This window comes from Streptomyces sp. NPDC002676, assembly GCF_053592455.1.
Map to the genome: position 1 here is coordinate 45,380 of NZ_JBSFVT010000028.1, position 19,310 is coordinate 64,689.

General features: G+C 67.4%; 16 protein-coding genes and 3 pseudogenes. 8 read left to right on the plus strand and 11 right to left on the minus strand.

Translation table 11 applies throughout. The annotated features are described in order from the left end of the window. Window positions 1-243: 243 nt before the first annotated feature. Together ACWD3E_RS39265 and ACWD3E_RS39270 are read right to left on the minus strand one after the other, a co-directional pair. On the minus strand, window positions 244-1,764 hold the full coding sequence (locus tag ACWD3E_RS39265) for an MFS transporter (protein ID WP_451392278.1): 1,521 nt from the start codon (window positions 1,762-1,764) through the stop codon (window positions 244-246). A gap of 669 nt (window positions 1,765-2,433) precedes the next feature. Then, window positions 2,434-2,817: a winged helix-turn-helix transcriptional regulator gene (locus ACWD3E_RS39270; protein ID WP_451392279.1), complete on the minus strand. Its 384-nt coding sequence runs from the start codon at window positions 2,815-2,817 to the stop codon at window positions 2,434-2,436. Between the two features lie 194 nt (window positions 2,818-3,011). Here ACWD3E_RS39270 and ACWD3E_RS39275 point away from each other — a divergent pair, with 194 nt between their 5' ends. From ACWD3E_RS39275 to ACWD3E_RS39285, 3 genes are all read left to right on the plus strand, one after another. Next, the gene (locus ACWD3E_RS39275) at window positions 3,012-3,500 is read left to right on the plus strand and encodes a luciferase domain-containing protein (RefSeq protein WP_451392280.1); all 489 of its coding nucleotides are present in this window, start codon (window positions 3,012-3,014) and stop codon (window positions 3,498-3,500) included. A gap of 202 nt (window positions 3,501-3,702) precedes the next feature. Continuing rightward, the gene (locus ACWD3E_RS39280; protein WP_451392281.1) at window positions 3,703-4,341 is read left to right on the plus strand and encodes an FMN-dependent NADH-azoreductase; all 639 of its coding nucleotides are present in this window, start codon (window positions 3,703-3,705) and stop codon (window positions 4,339-4,341) included. Between the two features lie 63 nt (window positions 4,342-4,404). Continuing rightward, the gene (locus tag ACWD3E_RS39285; RefSeq protein WP_451392282.1) at window positions 4,405-4,818 is read left to right on the plus strand and encodes a DUF6640 family protein; all 414 of its coding nucleotides are present in this window, start codon (window positions 4,405-4,407) and stop codon (window positions 4,816-4,818) included. Between the two features lie 15 nt (window positions 4,819-4,833). Here the strand turns inward: ACWD3E_RS39285 and ACWD3E_RS39290 are convergent. The 4 genes and pseudogenes from ACWD3E_RS39290 to ACWD3E_RS39305 all read right to left on the minus strand — a co-directional run bounded on the left by ACWD3E_RS39290 (window position 4,834) and on the right by ACWD3E_RS39305 (window position 7,330). Further along, a pseudogene (locus tag ACWD3E_RS39290) lies at window positions 4,834-5,765 on the minus strand (IS5 family transposase). A 53-nt stretch (window positions 5,766-5,818) separates the two neighbouring features. Further along, entirely contained in the window at window positions 5,819-6,403 is a 585-nt protein-coding gene (locus tag ACWD3E_RS39295) for a hypothetical protein (RefSeq protein WP_451392283.1), read from the minus strand. Window positions 6,404-6,770: 367 nt separating this feature from the next. Beyond that, window positions 6,771-7,079, minus strand: a pseudogene (locus tag ACWD3E_RS39300) (transposase); the annotation flags it as partial. Continuing rightward, on the minus strand, window positions 7,076-7,330 hold the full coding sequence (locus ACWD3E_RS39305) for a transposase (protein WP_451392284.1): 255 nt from the start codon (window positions 7,328-7,330) through the stop codon (window positions 7,076-7,078). The pseudogene ACWD3E_RS39300 and the gene ACWD3E_RS39305, both read right to left, overlap by 4 nt. A gap of 363 nt (window positions 7,331-7,693) precedes the next feature. Between ACWD3E_RS39305 and ACWD3E_RS39310 the strand changes: the two genes are divergently transcribed. Then, entirely contained in the window at window positions 7,694-8,557 is an 864-nt protein-coding gene (locus ACWD3E_RS39310) for a DUF459 domain-containing protein (protein WP_451392285.1), read from the plus strand. A gap of 878 nt (window positions 8,558-9,435) precedes the next feature. On the opposite strand, the gene ACWD3E_RS39315 is transcribed toward ACWD3E_RS39310, so the two are convergent. Continuing rightward, a complete protein-coding gene (locus ACWD3E_RS39315) occupies window positions 9,436-10,308 on the minus strand; it encodes an SGNH hydrolase domain-containing protein (protein WP_451392286.1) in 873 nt (290 codons plus the stop codon). A gap of 357 nt (window positions 10,309-10,665) precedes the next feature. Here ACWD3E_RS39315 and ACWD3E_RS39320 point away from each other — a divergent pair, with 357 nt between their 5' ends. Then, the gene (locus ACWD3E_RS39320) at window positions 10,666-11,478 is read left to right on the plus strand and encodes a DUF459 domain-containing protein (protein ID WP_451392296.1); all 813 of its coding nucleotides are present in this window, start codon (window positions 10,666-10,668) and stop codon (window positions 11,476-11,478) included. 1 nt (window position 11,479) lies between these two features. After that, complete coding sequence (locus ACWD3E_RS39325) at window positions 11,480-12,697, plus strand: acyltransferase family protein (RefSeq protein WP_451392287.1); 1,218 nt, start codon at window positions 11,480-11,482, stop codon at window positions 12,695-12,697. A 186-nt stretch (window positions 12,698-12,883) separates the two neighbouring features. Here ACWD3E_RS39325 and ACWD3E_RS39330 read toward each other — a convergent pair whose 3' ends face one another. After that, window positions 12,884-13,360, minus strand: a complete 477-nt coding sequence (locus ACWD3E_RS39330) for a carboxymuconolactone decarboxylase family protein (RefSeq protein ID WP_451392288.1) — start codon at window positions 13,358-13,360, stop codon at window positions 12,884-12,886. Window positions 13,361-13,632: 272 nt separating this feature from the next. Then, entirely contained in the window at window positions 13,633-14,574 is a 942-nt protein-coding gene (locus ACWD3E_RS39335) for a helix-turn-helix domain-containing protein (RefSeq protein WP_451392289.1), read from the minus strand. 247 nt (window positions 14,575-14,821) lie between these two features. On the opposite strand from ACWD3E_RS39335, the gene ACWD3E_RS39340 reads away from it, so the two are divergent. Together ACWD3E_RS39340 and ACWD3E_RS39345 are read left to right on the plus strand one after the other, a co-directional pair. Beyond that, on the plus strand, window positions 14,822-16,306 hold the full coding sequence (locus ACWD3E_RS39340; protein WP_451392290.1) for an MFS transporter: 1,485 nt from the start codon (window positions 14,822-14,824) through the stop codon (window positions 16,304-16,306). Window positions 16,307-16,325: 19 nt separating this feature from the next. Continuing rightward, a pseudogene (locus ACWD3E_RS39345) lies at window positions 16,326-16,418 on the plus strand (SAM-dependent methyltransferase); the annotation flags it as partial. A gap of 26 nt (window positions 16,419-16,444) precedes the next feature. Here ACWD3E_RS39345 and ACWD3E_RS39350 read toward each other — a convergent pair. Both ACWD3E_RS39350 and ACWD3E_RS39355 read right to left on the minus strand, forming a co-directional pair. After that, the gene (locus ACWD3E_RS39350; RefSeq protein WP_451392291.1) at window positions 16,445-17,293 is read right to left on the minus strand and encodes a zinc finger domain-containing protein; all 849 of its coding nucleotides are present in this window, start codon (window positions 17,291-17,293) and stop codon (window positions 16,445-16,447) included. Between the two features lie 329 nt (window positions 17,294-17,622). After that, a complete protein-coding gene (locus ACWD3E_RS39355) occupies window positions 17,623-18,246 on the minus strand; it encodes a winged helix-turn-helix domain-containing protein (RefSeq protein ID WP_451392292.1) in 624 nt (207 codons plus the stop codon). Between the last annotated feature and the right edge of the window lie 1,064 nt (window positions 18,247-19,310).

Here is a 19,310-nt window from a genome sequence, read left to right on the forward strand (position 1 = left end):
GATCACAACTCCCGAGTTCTGGGAGGGAATGAAGCAGGACATCAGTTCCAGGAATCCTTGAACTCGATCTGTAACTCGGGTCAGTCTCCCCGCCGATGCCCCTGTCGTGGAGCCGTTTGGCGTGTTGTCCCGCCTTCGGGTCGAGTTCTACGAGGCCTCGGCATCCGGCCGCCTGCCCACAACAAGGCACCGCCCCCGGGGAGGTGTCCGGGGGCGGTGCGGGTTGCGTCGTTCAGACGCGGTTCAGGAGGCGGCGGCAGCGGAGGGCCGGGCGCCTGCCTGCTCGGCGGTGGCCGCCTCGGACACGGCGTCGCGCATCTCGGTGGCCACCCCCTTCTGCAGCACCGCCAGGACGACCAGGCCCATGAAGGCGAGGATGCCGGCGGCGATGCGGAACGCCAGCGCGTAACCGTCGGTCTGCGCGACCTGCGCGAGGGTGCCGTCCTCGATGTGGTGCTTGACGTAGCGGAAGGCGAAGGGGACCAGAGTGGCCAGGCCGAGCGCCGCGCCGATCTGCTGCATGGCGGTCTGGACGCCGGAGGCCAGGCCCGAGTCCGCGCCGGTGACGTCGTGCAGCGCGCCGTTGATCAGGGCCGGGTAGCCGAGGGCGTTGAAGAAGCCGAACACCATCAGGCCGGGCATGAACCCGCTGACGTAGGAGGCCGTGGGGTCGAGACCGGCAGCGACGATGAGCAGGGCCCCTGAGCAGCCGAAGACGGCGATGCTCATGACGCCCTTGACGCCGATGCGCGGCATCAGGACGGTGGCCAGACCCGCGCCGAAGATCATCGTGATGGTCAGCGGGATGTAGGACAGGCCCGTCTTCATCGGGGACCAGCCGTGCACCTGCTGGACGTACAGGGTGAGCAGGAAGGCGTAGACGTGGAACGACCCGATCATGGTCAGGCTGACGAAGTTGGTCGTCACGCGGGTGCGGTTGTTGAAGAACCGCAGGGGGATCATCGGGTCCGCAACGCGTGCCTCCCACGCGACCATGAGGAGCAGCAGGGCGATGCCGCCGAACAGCGGCAGCAGCACGCGCCCGGAGCCCCACGAGTGTTCGGCGGCCTGGAGCAGGCCGTAGACGATCGCGACGAGGCCGCCGGTGGCGGTGGCCGCACCGATCGCGTCGATCCGGCGCCGGCCGGGCATCCTGCTCTCGTCCATCACGCGCGGCACCATGATCAGCGCGATGACCGCGACGGGGATGTTGATGAAGAAGACCCAGCGCCAGCTGATCGTGTCGGTGAAGGTGCCGCCGAGCACGGAGCCGACCGCGCCGGACAGCGCCGACAGACCGCCCCACATGCCGAGCGCCTTCGCCCGCTCCTTGTTGTCCGGGAACAGGACGGGGATCAGGCCGAGCGCCGCCGGTCCGGCGAACGCCTCACCCAGGCCCTGGACGAAGCGGGCGCTGACCAGCATCCAGGAGTGGGTCGCGGAGCCGCAGACGGCCGACGCGATACCGAACACCAGCACACCGGTCATGAACATGCGCCGACGGCCGAAAATGTCGGCGAGACGCCCGCCCAGCAGCAGGAAGCCGCCAGCCACCAGCACGTAGGCGTTGACCACCCAGGCCAGGTTCTCGTACGAGAAGTGCAAGTTGGTCTGGATCTTGGGCAGCGCAACGTTCACCACGGTTATGTCCATGACGAGCATGAACTGCATTGCCGCGAGGACAGTCAGCGCCAGCCAACGCCGCGGGTCGCCACCGGCGACGCCGTCCGCCCCGTCTCGTGAATCCTTGGCCACGGTACTCATTGCCTTGGTAGTTCCTCCGGGTCATCAGCGGCCGATGAGGACCACCGGGCGGGCGTGCCCGCCCGGCGCGCCGGTCGCGCAGGGATACGCATGTCTGCAGTACGACGAAGCGGCTTCCCGGAATGTGACATGACCGCGGATGATCAGTTGCCGGCGAGGCGACGACGGAGGAACGGCGCCCGGCCGATCAGGTAGCGCTGGAACGTGGGGGCGAACCATGCAGAGAACCCCGCATGCGAGCAGGGACTTTGAGGGTTTCTCAACTCAGCTGCTGTGAGGGTGGATTCCCCTGCCGACTCCAGCCTGACCGAGGCGGCGGAGCCGAACCGCCGGCGGCGAGGGGGGCCTGTGCCGTCGGCATTTGGGCAGGGGAGGCGTGCAGATATAGTGACACAGGCGGCGCCTTGGCAGCAAGAGCACCCGAAAGTGCTGTAGCCCGCCTCACACCAGAAGCGGCAGCGCTCCGGCCTGTACGTTGCGCCCGTTCACCACCTCGAGGCTCACCGCGGCCGGCTAGGACTTGTCCGGCCGATCATGTGACTACGCCTTGCCCGGATCATTGATGTGAGCAAGGGGATGGGGCCCGTTGCGCGGCCACGAACCCACGCCCGCCATTCCCGGCAGCTGCACCAGGCACAGGCCGGTGTGGTCAACCCCGAAAGCTTCTCCTCAGCCCTGCGCCCAGGCTTCTTCCTCTGCGCGTGCCGTGTCGTAGTCCCGGCGGGCAGTGGTGACCTGGGGCAGGTGGGCGTCGGACCAGCTGGCGATGGCGTCGAAGACGGGGACGAGGGTGCGGCCCAGCTCGCTGATGGCGTACTCGACCCTCGGCGGGATCTCGGCGTGGTAGGTGCGGGTGATCAGGCCGTCCCGTTCCAGCTGGCGTAGGCGCTGGGTGAGCACTTTCGGCGTGATCGTGGGCAGGAGCCGCTGCAGTTCGTTGAAGCGCGAGCGTCCGTGGTGTTCGAGGGCCCACAGGATCGGGGTGGTCCAGCGGCTGAATACCAGCTCCACCACCGGGTTGATCGGGCACACCTGCTGCGCCGGCTCGGTCACGGCACCTTTCCTTCCGCTCTCGCCCGCGCTCCCCGTACTCAGCGGCGGGGTACTTTCCTAGAGGAAACCACTATCCCGAGGATACTAGCTTGGTGGTGTCAGCGAGCGAGCCGGCAGTCAGTTGGACCGCTCGGCGATCAGCTGGCGACCCGTCGTACCGACGGGCCGTCCGCGCCACCGAAAGAGGCACCACCGTGACGTTCCCCGCGCTGCCCGAGCGTGCGGGTGACCGGCCCGAGACCGGTCCCGAGGTCCCGCACCTGCAGCTCACCCAGCTCAGCCCGCCGCAGATCAAGGAGGCACTGCGGCAGTGGATGGCCACCGCGCTTCCCGGCACCGTCTCGGGCCGCAGCGAGATCTCCGTCCCCAGCACCTGGGCGGTGTTCCTCGGCGATGCCGCCCCTGCCCGCGGTGCCCGGCTGTTCCTGCCGCGCGGGGACGCGGAGTTCGTGCACCTGCACGCCGACGGCAGCCTGCACCTGGCCCTGGACCCGGCCGACCACGCCGCGTTCCTGGCCTCCGGATGGGGCGAGAAGCACCCGCTCTACAACCGTGGCGCCAATGTCGTCATGTTCTACGCCCCGCGAGACGAGACCGAACTGGAGGTGGCCAAGAAGGTCATCGCCGCTTCCTACCGGTACGCCACCGGCCACGCACCGACCGCCGGGCCCGCCGCGGCCTGACCGCTCTTCCCACCCCGCGCCGGGACGTCGGCGCAGGTGACCGGCACAGCCGACGTACCACCCCTGCCGAGGGCTACATCGAAGCAGCCGCCAGGCCCCGCACGGCATCGACGCAGTCACGTCACCCACACCGCACAAGCCCAGCCCGCGGCTCCGCCCTGCCCATTTCCCGTTCTCCACACCGACCAGCAAGGGCTCCTCCATGTCCTATCTGCTCCACATCGACTCCTCCTCGCTCGGCGCCGATTCGGTGTCGTCCCAGGTCGCGCGCTCCTTCCGGGACACCTGGGACGCGCCGTTCGTCCACCGGGACCTGGCCGCCTCGCCTGTACCCCACCTGGGCGCGGCAGGCATAGCGGCCTGGGGCACCGACCCCGCCCGGCACACCCCGGAACAAGCCGCGGCCGCCGCTGTCCAGGACGAACTCATCGAGGAGTTCCTCGACGCGAGCGCCTACCTGTTCACCGTGCCGATGTACAACCTCACGATGCCTTCGGCGTTCAAGGCATGGCTTGACCAGGTCATCGTCAAGGGCCGCACCTTCGGCCTCCCCGACGGTCCCGCGGCGTCCGGCCGTCCGGCCCTGGTGGTCTCGGCACGCGGCGGCGGATACGGCCCCGGCACCCCCAACCACGGCAAGGACTTCGTCGTGCCCGCGCTGGAGACGATCCTGCACGACATGCTCGGCCTCGAAGTCACCTCGCTCACACCCGAGTTGACCATGGCACCCGTCGTGCCGGCCCTGACCCATCTTGTCCCGCTCCACGAGGCGTCCCTGGCCGACGCGCACCAGCAGGCCCGCCGGCAGGCCGGGAAGTTCCGCGGCCAGATCGCCGCCTGACCCGTTCCGGGACCCGCCACCACGCCCGCCGCGCACACCATTCACCCCCCGAGGAGAAACCCCATGCCCAAGATCACCACGGGAAAGGTCCTGCTGACCCTCACCTCACTGGTCACCATGACCGGCGCCTACATCGCAGACTGGAACAAGACCCACATCTACAACCCCAACTGGCCGCCGCACGCCAAGTTCCACAACGCCCAGACCATGAGCATGGGCGCTGCACTCGGCCTGATCGGCCTGTACCTGCTGTGGGTGCACCGGGGCGCCTGGACGCGCTCCCTGGTCCAGGTCATCGTTGTCGCCGAGTCGCTGTACTGGATCACCCAGCTGTCGGCGATCTTCTACCCCGGAACTGCCCTCGTCGACGGCGACTGGGTTCCGCCCATCCAGCCGGTCCTCGCCACAACCATGCTGGCCCTCAACGCACTCGCGTACTTCCTCGAACGCCGACGTCTGGAGCACCAGATCGCTTAGGACTGGTCCGGGCGGTCATGTCTGAAGCCAGATCACCAGGGCTGCCGCGGTGGCGGTGCCGAGGTAGACATAGCCGCGCTTGTCATAGCGAGTCGCCACGGCCCGGGACTGCTTCAGCCTGTTGATCGCCCGCTCAACGGTGTCTCGTTTCCTGTACCGCTCCTCGTCGAAGCCAGGCGGCCGTCCACCGCGTGAACCCTTGCGCAGGCGGGCCGCCTGGCTGTCGGACTTCTCAGGGATGGTGTGCCGGATACCCCGGCGCCGCAGGTAGGTGCGGCATGGCCCGTTGCTGTACGCCTTGTCCGCGGTCAGACTGTCGGGCTTCGTGCGGGGCCTGCCCGGCCCGATGCGTGGGACGCGGATCTTCTCCAGCACCGCCGTGAACTGGGTGCAGTCCGCCCGTTGTCCGCCGGTTACGAGCAGGGACAGCGGGCGGCAGCGGCCATCGGCGGTCAGGTGAAGCTTGCTGGTGAACCCGCCGCGTGAGCGACCCAGGCCCTCACTCCCTGCGCCACCTCCACCAAACGGGCGAGCAGGCTCTGCCTCGGCGTCTCGCCCTGATGTTCCGTTCCACCTGCCCCCTTTGAAGCAGGTACCGGAGGCGGATCAGTACGGGCGCCGGCCGCGTGCTGGTGGGCGCGGACGATAGTGGAGTCCACCGAGATGTCCCAGTCGATCTCTCCCGCGGCGGCAGCCTCGGCCTGCACCTGTTGCAGCAGACTCTCCCAGGTGCCGTCTGCCGACCACAGCCGGTGGCGTTCATACACCGTCTTCCACGGCCCGAACCGCTCCGGCAGGTCCCGCCACTGCACCCCGGTCCGCACCCGGTGCAGAATCCCGTCGATCACCTGTCGGTGATTTCGCCACCGGCCACAACGTCCATTACTGACTGGCAGGAACGGCCGCAGCCGCTCCCAATGGGCATCCGTCAGATCACCCCGCCCCATGCCGACACCAACGACACAGACACAGGGCAGTCGCGTGATCGCCCGGACAAGTCCTAGCCGTCGAACTCGGTCAGCCCCGCCGGCGCCCCGTTGAGCCACGTCGTTGCCCGGCGGCGCGGGGCGCGGTGGCGGCGGTAGTAGGAGAGGGTGACGGCAGCAAGTAGCGGGCCCCAGAGGACCAACGGCTGGTAGAGCATGCCGACGAAGAGGTGCCCGGCGCGCGTCATGTCGGTGTGCGGGTATGTCCACCACCATGGGACATTGGCCCAGAGCAGGGTCAGCGCGATTGCCCCGAAGGCGGCGGGGATGACGGCGGCCATGGGACGGACTCTTCGCCCTCCGATCAGAGGTATCCAGCGCGGCACGATCTCACCCCACGGCCGTACCAGACCGATCGTCAGGAAGGCACTCAGCTCGCAGATCACGCTGAGTGTCAGCATCCACACCTTTGCCCCTGTCGTCTCGAAGCCGACGAAGCCCGCCTTGCTGTAACCCGCCGGGTATCCGAGCACCAGGGCGATGCGCCACAGGCTGCTCGGCAGGACCACCAGCGTGGTCAGATGCGCGGCCCAGATCGCCCAACGAGGTGCTGGCGCTGTGGGTGTGACAACAGTGGATGGGTTGGGCTGAATGCTCATGCAGGCCATCTTCACGCGCTCCGCAGCGCGTTCCATCGGCCTGCACGGCTGTCTCGGGTAGCCACGCGGCACGAGACTCGGGCGACGTGATCAACCGCGTGGGGGACCACCCGTCATCCTCTGAGGCGATGGGCTCGGCGACTACGTCCGTGCTTCCCCAACGCTCCGCTCCGGCGACTGGGTTCGTTGGCAAACAGGCTGGAATCACTGATTGAACAGGCGAAATGTGCGCTCCAGGTCGAATCTTCGCAGGTAGCAGGACCAGACGTAGCGGGGCGTGTCGTTCACGGTCACCACCGCTGGCTCCGGCCAGGTCTCCGCCTTCGTCAGGCGGAACTCCGGTCCGTGCTAGCGGGTCGTAGACACGCGGCGGCTTCGGCAGCCTGAGCACCCGGTCGGAGCGCAGGCGCCCGACCAACTCGACCGGAAGGCCGGACAGGGGCCAGGCCAGGCGCATCACGTCGTAGCCGGAGTCCATCACGACCAGGATGTCCCGGTCACTGCCGCGCCACTGGCCGGCGGCGATGAGGCGCTCGATCGCCTGCCGCAGCTGGGCTGCGGTGACGGCCGCGGCGTCGTCCTCGGGGCCGAGCCGGCGAGCGTCCAGCACGGCGGTCCATGCGGTGCGATCCGGGGCCGGCGCGGCGACGACCGAGTACGGCCAGCCGGGGATCATCGCGCGGCCGACCGGGAGCGGCCGTGCACGTGGCAGAACAACCGCTGCGGCGAAAACGCCGCGTCCCAGCGCAGCCACGGGGAGACGTCCACGATCACCACAAGCCGCCCGCCGAAGCGCGGCAGCGACACCGATACCAGCAGGTCACGCAGCCGCTCTACGTCGAGACGGCCGTGATTGAGCGCGGCGTACAGGGAGCCGTAGCCACGGCGGTGTCCAGCGGTCAGCGACAGCTCCGCCGGTGTCTTCACGGGCCCCTCCGCGCAGCAATGCGTCCGAAAGATCGAAGAACGCATCCGCCCGAGCGGCTGGGATTCTCGGGAGTCCATCATCGCCGGACGGCGTTTGTCGAGTCCGCGCGCAGAAGCTCTGTAATCAGGCGGAACGAAACCCCGCGCTGACTCGGAAGCAATCGGATTGATCAGCAAGATGTTAGCCGTCCGGCTGCTGGCGCGAGGTTCTGGCACGCCCGTTGTCGATGCATCATTCGGTGGCAGTCACCCGGTCGCCCAGGGCCGATCAGGCGTAATGCCGTCTAGCCTCGCCGTGTTGGGCAGTCGTACAGCAGCTCCTCCCCAGTACGCTCTGGTTCGCTGAGTTCTCGAAATCTGCTGGTGAACTGTGTACTTCCTTCCCTGGAGGGGCTGGCGAAAATGCCCGCGATTCAAGTGCTGAAAGGCGCCTCCCTGTGCCTGGCAACCGGTATTTTTGGGTGCCTGAGTGGCACCTCCGGGATCACTCAAGAGCCGACGCGCTCGGACATTCCGTGCTACGCCGCTCCATGCTTGTTGCCTCAAACACCCCCAGCCTTGCGTAACACCGGCGTCCCCCCGTGGGGCGACCCCACCCTCCTGCCGGGCGCGGAAGGGAAGAAAGTGCTGGTGGTCGGAGATTCCTGGGGGATGGCTACGGCCTCCGGGATTGCCACGGCCTTTGCCGGAAAGGGGCAAGTCACGGATGCCGCGAGAGGCGGCTGCGGGATCCGCGTTCGGCATTCCGCAAGTTGTCCGAACTGGAAGACCGAGTGGCCCAAACTGATGAACAAGGTGCGTCCGGACGCGGTTCTAATGAGCGTCCAGATGGACGCGCTGCCGCAGCCGGTCGACCCGGGCGGGAAGTCGGTGACGATTCTCGACGACAAAGCGAGAAAGCAGTTCGTCACCAGTCTCGACAAGGCCATCCGGATCCTCTCCCAAAGGCGGACCCCGGTGTACCTGCTCGGATGGCCTGGCACGCATTACCCGGGCTCGGTGACGGTCGCATACTCCGGGATTCTTCTGGAATTCAGCAAGAAGTATCCCAGGGTACATCACCTGGATACCCACCACCAGCTCTGCAACGATTTGAATCAATGCCCGAAAGAGATCTCCGGGATTCCCGTCTACGGCCCCAGTCACCTCAGTAAGCAATCTGAACTGCGCCTTGGGAATTGGATTCTCAATTCCATGTTCCATGCAGGCGCATTGCATGGAAAATAATCGAGAAGAAAGGAGTCTGTGGAAATGAATGGCGTGAAGGTCATGCGGGCGGCAGGCCCGGGGCTATTGGCGGCCACTCTGCTGGCGCTGCTGCCTGCGCCCGCGCACGCGGCTGACGGGGACTTCTCCTGGAGCACCTCCGGAGTGGGTGCGCTGGACGGAGTGCTGTCCTCTCCGAAGTCGGGCCGCTGTTACTCCCTGGTGGGGAACAGCCCTCCATTCTACGCATCGAACAACACGGACCGGACGGTTCGTTCGTACCCGTCCAGCGGTTGTCGGGGCAAAGTCCAGAGCACCATCGGTCCCGGCGAGTTTGGGCACGTCTTCAAGTACGTGAAGTTCGATTAGCCCGGGGGATTCGGACCCACATCGGTCACCCGCCAGCCGGTCTTCTTGGGCTGGCGGGGAGGTCGGCGATCTAGCCGAGGGTGGGGAACAGAGCCAAAGCCAAGCGGGACCCCTGATGGCAGTGTTGATCTTCTGCCTGTCACGGGTCCCGTTTCGTTTGTGCCCTTCTTGTGGCCTTGGCTCAAGATGTATGGCGCCAAAGCCCCCGCACTACTGAAACTTCACGTACTTGTAGACGTGCCCCACGCCACCAGGCTCGATGGTGCTCCGGACTGCGCCTCCACACCCGCTGGACTGATACGAACGCACCGTCCAGCCGGTGTAGTTCGACGCGTAGAACGGAGGGTTGTCCCCCCTTAGGGAGTAACAGCGACCCGACACCGGGGAAGACAGCACTCCGTCCTGCGCACCCAGTCCGGAGGTGCTCCAGTAGAAGTCCCCGTCAGCCGCATGCGCGGGCGCCGGCAGCAGCGCCAGCAGAGCGGCCGCAAGTAGTCCCGGGCCTGCCGCTCGCACGACCTTCACGTCAATCATTTCCCACTCCAGCCTCTTCGGGTATTTTCCATGCGTGCCATCTGCCGGTGAAACATCGAATTGAGAATCCAATTCCCAAGGCGTGCTTTGGTTTCCTTGCTGCAGTGCACGTTGGTGCCGTAGACGGGCACCCCGGAAATCTTCCTCGGGCATTGATTCAAATCATTGCAGAGCTGGTGGTAGATATCCAGGTAATGCACCCCGGGATACTTCTTGCTAAATTCTAGAAGAATCCCGGACAGCAAGACCGCAATCGAGCCCGGGGTATGCGCAAAGGTAGACCCGAAGACGTAGACCGGGGTGCGCCTCTGGGAGAGGATCCGGATGGCCCGGTCAAGATTGACGACAAACCTCCTCCGCGCCTCGTCGTCGCGAATCGTCACCTGCTTCCCACCCGGGTCGATCTGCTGCTCGGCCGCATCCCACTGGACGCTCAGCAGAACCGCGTCCGGACGCACCTTGTTCATCAGGGCAGGCCATTCGACCTCCCAGTTCGGACAATGTCGGTTCGGCATCGGATTGATCGGCTTACGGATCCCGCAGGCGAGTGCCGAGGCATCCTTGACTCGCCCCTTTCCGGCAAAGGCTGTGGCAATCCCGGAAGCCGCATCCCGCGCCCAGGAGTCTCCGACAACCAGCACCTTTTTCCCTTCCGCACCCGGCAGGAGGGCTGGATCCCCCCACGGGGGTAGGCCGGTATTGCGCAGGGATGGAGATCTTTCAGGGAACGAGCACGGAGCGGCATAGCAAGGAATATCCGGGCGTGCCGGTTTGAGTTCTTGAATAACCCCGGAGGCCCCACTCGGCCACCCCGAAATGCTGCCCGCCAGGAGCAGGGAAACGCCTTTCAGTGCTTGACCTACAGGCATTATCGCCAATCCCTCCGGGCGAAGACAGTATGCAGCTCATCAGCAGGTTCCGAGAACTCGGAGTACGACCCCAGAGCGTACTGGGGGGCAGCTGGACAACTGTCCGACACGACTCGGCTGTACGGCATTTCACCGAATCGGGCCAAGCCGACCGGAAGACTGCCTCCGGATGATGCACCAACGGGCGCGCCAGAACTTGGCAGTAGCGGCCGGAGGGCTAACCTCCTCATGATCAATCCGATTGCTTCCGAGTCAGCGCGGGGTGTCGTTCCGCCTGATTACAGAGCTTCTGCGCGCGGAATCCACAAACGCCGTCCGACGATGACTGACTCCCGAGAATCCAGGTGGGTAATCATGATGCGAGGAAGAATTCGCCAACTCGGCGTCGCCGGAGTGGTCACCGTGCTGGCGTGCGGTTGCGCTCCGCAGCATGCGGAGAAGAACGCGACGACACATGCCGAAGCAGTCCCGGGCAGTGCCGGTGAACCACATTACGGGGCAGCAGTTCCCCCGCTCGGTTCCCCTTCTCTCTCCCCCGCGGTGACCGGGAAGACCGTGTTGGTGGTAGGGGACTCCTGGTCCGCCAGCATCGGCCGCGGTATGAGCGAAGTCGCGGCCTCTCACAACACCGTCGTGAACGCGGGACTCGGCGGCTGCGGAATCCTGCTCCCCGTGGGCGAGGAGACCCCGGAGGCATGTCGCAAGTGGCCCACCCAGTGGCCCTCCTATCTGGAGAAGTACAAGCCCGATGCCACCTTGTTGACAGTCGGTTTCTGGGATGTCACCCCGCAGCGGCTGGCAGGCGACGAAAAGCCCCGCGATCTCGCCTCGCCGACGCACGAGCAGGCCTTCCGGGACCGGCTGAACCAGGCCGTCTCTCTCCTGACCCGCCGGAACACCCCGTTGTACCTGATGACTTCGCAGCAGGTCGGCAATCCGAAGTACCGCTCCTCCGCCCTGGTGATGAACCGGGTCCTTCGGGAAGCCTCAGCGAAACATCCCGGCGTGCGACTGCTGGATCTGCGCGGCCAACTGTGCAATGACGACGGGTGTCCCAAACTCCTCGCAGGAACACAGGTCTACGACCCCACTGACCACCCCACCAAACCCGCCCGCGCACGGCTAGCCAACTGGGCTCTGAACGCAATGTTCACCAAGGACGGTGCCTGAGGTGTCGCTGACCCTCGAACAACGTCCGGCCACAGCTGCAGGGGAGACTTTCCGCGGGAGAATCGATTCGATCGACGGCCTACGGGCCCTCGCCGTTGCCGCAGTCATGGCTTTCCACTACGGGACCGGGCTGGACGGCGGATTCCTCGGCGTCGATCTGTTCTTCGTCATCTCGGGGTTCGTCATCACCCGGCTGCTTCTGGCGGAGCGAGTCCGAGCAGCTCCACGCCCGTCGCTGTGGAGCTTCTGGTTCCGGCGGGTCAAACGACTTCTCCCCGCAGTCCTGCTGGTGGTCGGAGCCGTCCAGACGTGGATGCTCCTGCAGGATCCTCCGGGACTGCGTCCCACCGTGAACGCCCAGACACTGGCCGCCCTCACGTACACATCCAACTGGTACGCGGTCCTTGGACACGTCGACTACTGGGACGTGTCCAAGGAGCAGGCCCCACTGAACCACCTGTGGTCCCTGGCCGTCGAGGAGCAGTTCTACCTCCTGTGGCCCCTCCTTCTGATCGGGCTCACCACCTGGGGGGCCGGGCGGATCCGCCATCCCCACCGGCTTCTCCTCGCGGCTGCGGCGGTCTGCTACCTGCTGGCGCACCTTCTCTACCTCCCCGGCGCCCCGGATCGCGCCTATCTGGGCACCGACACCCGGGCCGGGGCGCTCCTGCTCGGAGCCGTCATCGCGTTCCGCCCGGGTCTGTTCTCCCGGTTCTCCCGGTTCTCCTGGCCGGCGGTAGCGGTCCTCGGCTGGCTGTGGTGCACCGCGGACATCGACTCGGCCGCCCTCTACGCCTGGCAGCTGCCTCTGGCAGGGATCGCGGCGGCGGCGTCGATCGATGCCATCGCGCACGCGGAGCGGTTCCGCAGGGCACTGTCGTCCCGCCCGCTCCTATGGCTCGGGCACCGCAGTTACGGGCTCTACCTATGGCACTGGCCCGTATGGGTCTACCTCGGTGTCAGCCACCCCGAATGGAGCCAGGCAACGAAGGTGCCCGTAGCCGTCTGCGCGGCCGTCCTGCTCTCCGCGGCCGGCTACCGACTGATCGAGCGTCCCGTCAGAACCTCGTCGTGGCGCCCTCGTGCGCTTCTTCCTGTTCTGGCTGTCTGCAGTGTCACGTTGGCCCTGGTTACCACGACCCCCGTCGCGGATCCGGTGGACGCCCACAACGGCCCGATTGTCACTGGACCGAACGCTCCGGGCGGGACGGACAACTAGCCCGCATGTCGGCGACGGAGAGCTACTTGTCGGGTGGCGGCCCTCCAAAGGACGGCCAGGCGAGAAGACCGCGCTCCGGCGGATATCCGGGCGGACCAGAGCATGCCCCGGGCTTCGGGAGCCGTGCCCAGGGCATGCTCTGGTGCCGGACGGCGCCGGTGGTGCCGGCCGGCCGAACCGTTGTGGTTATCCGAACTGGCCGGGCTGGTAGTCGCCGCCGGCCATCCGGTTGATGACGCCCATGCGGTTGGAGGCGTTGATGAGGGCGATGAGGATCAGCAGGGCGGCGAGCTGGTCCTCGTCGTAGTGCTTGGCGGCGTTCGCCCAGGCATCGTCCGTGATGCCACCCGCGCCGTCAGCGATGCGGGTGCCCTGTTCCGTCAGTTCCAGGGCGGCGCGCTCGGCCTCGGTGAAGACCTTGGACTCCCGCCAGGCCGCGACCAGGTTGAGGCGCACCGAGGTCTCCCCGGCGTGCGCGAGGTCCTTGCTGTGGATGTCGGTGCAGTAGCCGCAGCCGTTGATCTGGCTGGCGCGGAGCATCACCAGGTCCTGGGTGGTCTTCGGGAGCGCCGACTCGGTGATGATCACCCTGCTCGTCGAGGCGAAGTTCTTCAGGGCCTTGGCTGCGACCGGGCTGCCGGCGAGGTTCAAACGGGGTTCCATGATGCGTCCCTTGTCGTTGTTTATCGATCACATTCATGACGAGAGGACGCGGCGAGATGTGACGGCGACGCGCGCCACTCTGCCAACCGTGGCGCTGACCTCGGCGAACTGCCCACAGCGCTGCCCGGGAGCACAGCAACCACCCCGCCACACCCTGGCCACCGGGGTGTCAGCGGGGTTCTTCTGCCGGTTGGTGGTGTGTGGTGGTGAGGAATCGGGCGATGCTTTCGCCAGGGCCGATGTGCCGAAGAGGCGAGGGCCGCGGCCCAGGCTCAGCTGGCTGAGGCGTGGGCCGGGGAAAGCATGCTGGCGGGGCATGGCTCGGCGGCCGGCTCCGGATGGTCCGAGGGCGCCGACTCAGGTCGGGCGTCCGCGGAGTCCAGGCGGAGCATGGCCGTCTCGTCCGGGGTACCGGGGGCTGCCTGGTAGACCACCATCCGCTGGCCGCCCGTCCGAGCCAGTTGCATGACCTCGTAGGTCAGGGTCATCGGTCCGACCTTCGGATGGCGGAAGGACTTCTGCCCGCCACCGCGTTCGCAGACGTCGTACCGCTCCCAGAGCCGCCCGAACTCCGGTGACTTCAGCACCAGTTCACCGACGAGCGCGGTCAGCTCGGGGTCGTCCGGATCCGCTCCGGCGACCGCCCGCAGATGCGCCACCGAGAGCGCGACCGTCTCCTCCCACGGCTCGTAGAGCGTCCGGCCGACCGGGTGGAGGAAGAGATAGCGGGTCAGGTTGCGCTGGTCCTGCGGCCAGTCCCAGAGTCCGGGCAGCAGTCGCCGGCCGGGCGGGTTCGCGGCCAGTATGCGGTTGTAGCGGCTCACCACGTAGGCGGGGAGCGGACGCACCGACTCCAGCATCCGCAGCACCGAGTCGCGGACGGTGTGATCGGAGGAGGCGGGCAGTTCACCGATCCGGCCTGAGGCCAACTCCACGAGCTCGTGCAGGCGTTCGTAAGCGTCGCCGCGCAGTCGCAGGGCGCGGCCGAGGGCGTCCACGACGGCGGGGGAGGGGTTGGTCTCCCGGCCGCGCTCCAGGCGGATGTAGTAGTCGACGCTCACTCCGGCCAGCGCGGCCAGCTCCTCCCGGCGCAGTCCGGGAGTACGGCGCAGTCCCGCGCCGACCGGGAGGCCGACGTCCTCCGGGCGGACCTGCGCCCTGCGAGCCTTCAGATATCTGCCGAGCTCGGTGCCCCGTGCGTCTGCTGCTGCCATTCGGCCCATTGTGGCAGGCGGACCGGGAATGTGGGGGGCCCTGTCAGGTCCTGGAACGCCGCACCCCGGGAACAGCCCGGTCTGCCAGGAGGCCGCGTGGGCGCGGAGAGTTGTTCCCGCAGCGGGCGGCCCGGCCGCCGGGGCCCAGGGAGTGCGAGGCACAGGACCGCGGCCCCGGCAGGCTGGAGCCGCCCGCCGGCGCCCTCCGATTCACAGACAAATCCACTTGTTCGCATAGGAGTTCATCATGCGGTCCACCCCTGTCCTTCCCACGTCCGCGTCCACCGCGATCGCCCACGGGCACGGTCAGCAGTCGTCGGCGCCCACGCTCCGGCGACGACAGCCGCACCGGTCCCGACCAACCGCGCCGCCCGCCGACGCCCCCACCGTGCCGCGGCGCGGTGGCGTCGCGCTGGTCGCCTCGCTGCTCGGCTTCACGGTGATCACGATCGACGTCTCGGCCGTGAACATCGCCCTGCCCGCGATAGGGAAGTCCCTCAGCGGCGGGATGACCGGACTGCAGTGGGTGGTGGACGCGTACACCCTGATGTTCGCGGCCCTGATGATCTCCGCCGGCGCCCTCGCCGACCGTGCGGGCGCCCGCCGCGCCTACGCCTGGGGCGTGGCCCTGTTCACCCTCGCCTCCCTCGGCTGCGCACTCGCGCCCGGCATCGGCGTGCTGGTCGGCGCGCGCGTGGCGCAGGGCAGCGCCGCCGCGGTCGTGATGCCGGCCTCGTTGGCGCTGATCCGGCAGGCCTACGAGGACGCCCGGGCGCGTGCCCGCGCCATCGCGCTGTGGACGGTCGGTGGTTCGGTGGCGATGGCCGCGGGTCCGGTGCTGGGCGGGCTGCTCACCGACTCGGCCGGCTGGCGGGCGGTCTTCCTGCTCAACCTCCCGGTGGGTGCGGTGATCCTGGGCCTGCTGGTCCGGGTGCCGCGCTCCGCGCGCCGACCCGCCGCGGTGGACGGCGGCGGCCAGCTCACCGCCGTACTGGCCCTGGCCGGGCTGGCCTTCGCGGTGATCGAGGGCGGCCACCTGGGCTGGACCAGCGGCCCCGTGCTGGCCGCCGCCGTGCTCGCCGTCGCCTCCGGGTGCGCCTTCCGTGTGGTGGAGGCCCGGCACCGCCAGCCCATGGTCCCGCTGGGCATGCTGATGGACCGCCAGGTGGCCGTCCCGCTGGCGGTCGGTTTCGCCGTCAACGCGGCCTTCTACGGCGGGATCTTCCTCCTCGGGCTCTACTACCAGCAGCTGCGCGGAATGTCGGGGATCGCGGCCGGGCTGATGTTCGTCCCCATGTCGGCGGTGGTGACGGCGACCAACCTGGTCTCGCCGCGACTGGCGGAGCGGATCGGGCGGCGGCCGGTGATCGTCGCCGGCCAGCTGGTCTTCACCGGAGCGATGCTGGCCATGCTGCCGATGGCCGCGCACACCCCGGTGTGGCTGGTGCTGGTCCTGCTGCTGCCGCTGAGCGTCGGCGGGGCGCTCGTGGTGCCCGCGCTGACCGCGCTGCTGATGGACGCCGTCCCGGGAGAGCGCGCGGGGACAGCCTCGGGGCTGCTCAACTCGTTCCGCCAGACAGGCGGTGCGCTTGCTGTGGCCCTCTTCGGCAGCCTGCTCTCCGGCCCCGGCGGGGACTTCTCCCTTCCGGGCATGCGCATCGGCCTCCTCACCGTCGCCACCCTCCTCCTCGCCACCGCCGCCCTGTCCCGCTTCCTCCTGCCCCGTGGCTGACGCCCTCACTCGGCTCCACTCGGCCCTCATCGCAGCGCGCCTGGCCGAGCCGTACCCGGAACTGCTGGCAGCCAGCTCCCACTTGCTGGCGATCGGCCACCGCCCGGCCTGAGCCACAGGTTGGCACGGCGCTGTGAGTCACTCGGCTGGGTTTGCTGCGGCTGTCATAGCGATGTCCACTCGTGCCTCATGGAACGGGTTGTGCCATCGGGCGGTTCGTTCGCATGGGGTCGACTGCTCTGCGTTGCACGTGGGGCAGGGCTGGGCTGTGATCTCTGCGGTGCGGTCGGCTTTGGCGAGCCACATCTCGCGGCGCGCTGCGAGCATTTTGTGTGCGGCGGTGTGCCGTTGTTCGGCGAGGTAGCGGCGGGTGGCCTGCTCTGTGTGGTCTTCGAGCGGGTCGCCTAGCAGTTCGCGCGGGTCGCAGTCGAGGGGCGGTTCGGGGACGGTTGGCGTGTAAAAGTTGGCTGCCTCGATGACGAAGGCCTTGGGGCCGTCGACGCCAGCGAGCTTGCGCCGCGCCTGGTGGAGGCTGCGCACTGTGTCTCCCTTGGGGGATTGGCACAGGCGGCCGGCCGGTGCAGTGCAGTGCGGGCACCGCACTGAGAGGATCATGATGATGTTCCGGCGCCGCCGTTCAGTCTCGTGGCGGCGTTCTTCTTCAGCCCGTTCCCGGCGTTCCTGAGCAGCCTGTTCCTCCGCTTGTCGGCGTTTCAAGGCCTCCGGGCTGGGGTGGGCACGGCACGGCTCACGGGAGGTGTCCCACCTGCACGGTTCACCGTCCTTACGGGGCTGGCCGCACAGGTTCGGGTTGGTCAGGTCCAAAGCGCGGCCAAGGCGCCAGGAGCCGTGGATGGGCGCCGCGCAGCGGGTGCAACATGCAGTGTCTGGTTCCACCGGCACGACTTCGTAGCGGTAACCGTTCACGATGACCACCGGCCGGGAGCAGCTGCATGTCCCGTCCTCGCTCGCGTTCTCAGTCCTCACGTACTACTAACGGTCCAGGCGCACAAAAACGGCGTCGCTTCTGAACTCAGCTCACCCGATTGGGGGACCAGGCCGCCGGTGCTGCGGCGGGTGCGCCGTTCTTGTTGGGTGTGCTGCGAGGGGGTAGAGGGTCTGGCTGTGAAACGTTTGTTCAGGCGGTTGGTCGGTTTCGTAGGGGTACGACGACCTTGCGTCCGGTGGCTTTGTCGCCGAGGCGGAAGAACTTCACTTGGCCTTCGTTGTGTGTGTGTTCCAGCCATCCGTCTTCTACGAGTTCCCTGCGGGCTCGTGAGAAGTGCGGCGCTGGAACTCCTATGCGCTCGGCTAGTTCAGCCGCCGTGCGCTCGACGGCGTTGTCCAGGCCCCCGAGGATTGCGTATGTCATCAGTACGTTCTGCTTCAGGTGGGTCAGTGTCCTCGTCCGTTCCTGCAGGGCGGCGAGGTCTGGGTACGGGCTTTGACGTGGCATGGGGTCGGCCCTTCGGTGCTGAGCCGGAGCGTCCCGGCAGAGTCGGCAGGTGGAAGGCGGCGGCCTGTTCGGACTGTTCCCGCCCGGAGAGGGCGGAGATGATGTGCGGGCTTGCCCGGTACTTGATCGTCCGGCCGATTACTTCGGCCACGAGGAGCATCTTGTGCTCGGCGAGCTTCTTCGCGATCCTCCTGGTGGCCTGCGGGGTCAGTCCGAGGAATTCGGCGGTGTCCTTCGCGGTCGCGCCGCCCTCCTCGTAGGTCATGATCCCGCAATAGAAGAAGACGCGTAAGTCGTCGCCGGTGATCCCGGAGTCCTTGGCCAGCATGGCCTTGACGCGGCTGAAGCTGAACTGCCCGTGTCGGCCGCCGAAGGCGTAAGGCCGGCGGGAGTCGTCTTCCTCTGGCTCCCACAGCTCATGGACCTCACCGGTCGCGGTGTTCACCAGTTCCCGGCTGTGCCCGCTCCGCCCCTGCTTCGGCACGTACGTCCCCCGACATGGCTTGCGTGGCTGTTCTCTGACGGCCTTTAGATTACCCGCTGCGACATGTCGTGTGTGGTAATCGAAAGAATCAGAGGGTTCCCTCGATTACCACACACGACATGAACGTGAGCGACATGTATCGGCATCCTAGGATGCCGATATGAGCATCCTGAGATGCCTATCTTGCGCGCTTTTTCGCAGGTCAAGGGCTCGCGGAGGCTGCGCGCTCTATATGCGACCAACGAACGCGTCAGCGTGCGGCCCCCACGGGCGGATCTGACCTATCTCACGCATGGCTTCCATGTCACATCCCGGTGTGGGTGTCGAGGCATGGGGGGGCTGACGTCTCTTCAAGTTCGTTGGGGGCCTGCACTAGCGCCGGTTCCTCTCACTGGTGTGGGTTATGGCGTAGGAGGGTCGTGGGCTCGTGTGGTTGGGCGACGGCCGGTTGTAAGGGTCTGCTTGTTGTGCGCAGGACCCCTTGGCGCACTCGCAGTTGTGGGCTGGGCATGCAGTTCGGGGTGCGCGGTCCGTTGGATGTCGTGTCGGCGGGGTGGGGGGTATCGGGCCGGTGCGTGGTGGCGGGGTCCGGCAGGGGTTCGAATGATCCAGTTCTGATCCGCTTGGAATTTTGAAGCATTTCTGAGGTTGATTCATGCGGCCTTTTTGCGGGGCAGTTTGAGTCGGCCTCTTCCCATTTTGGTTGCCCGGCCGGAGCGCAGCGGAGGCCGACTCCCTGCGGGGATGCGGGTTGCGGAGTCTGGGTGCGCGTCTGCTGCGCAGCCGCTTGCGGGGGAGCCCTCCTTGTAGGTGCCCCCGCCCGCTGTGCGGGCGGAGTGGTTGTGGAGCCGCTGTGCGGCTCCGGGGCTCTCCCGCGGAGCGGGGTGAGCCCAACTCGCCTGCGAAGCAGGCGAGTTCACTGCCGGTGATGCGCATGGGTAGTGTCTTCCCGCGAAGCGGGAAGTGGCCTCCGCTTCGCGGAGGCCTTGCTTTGGCTCGCTGCGTAGCAGCGAGGGACCCGCGGAGCGGGTCAGGTGGAGCGCCAACAGGGGGGGGTGGAGTGG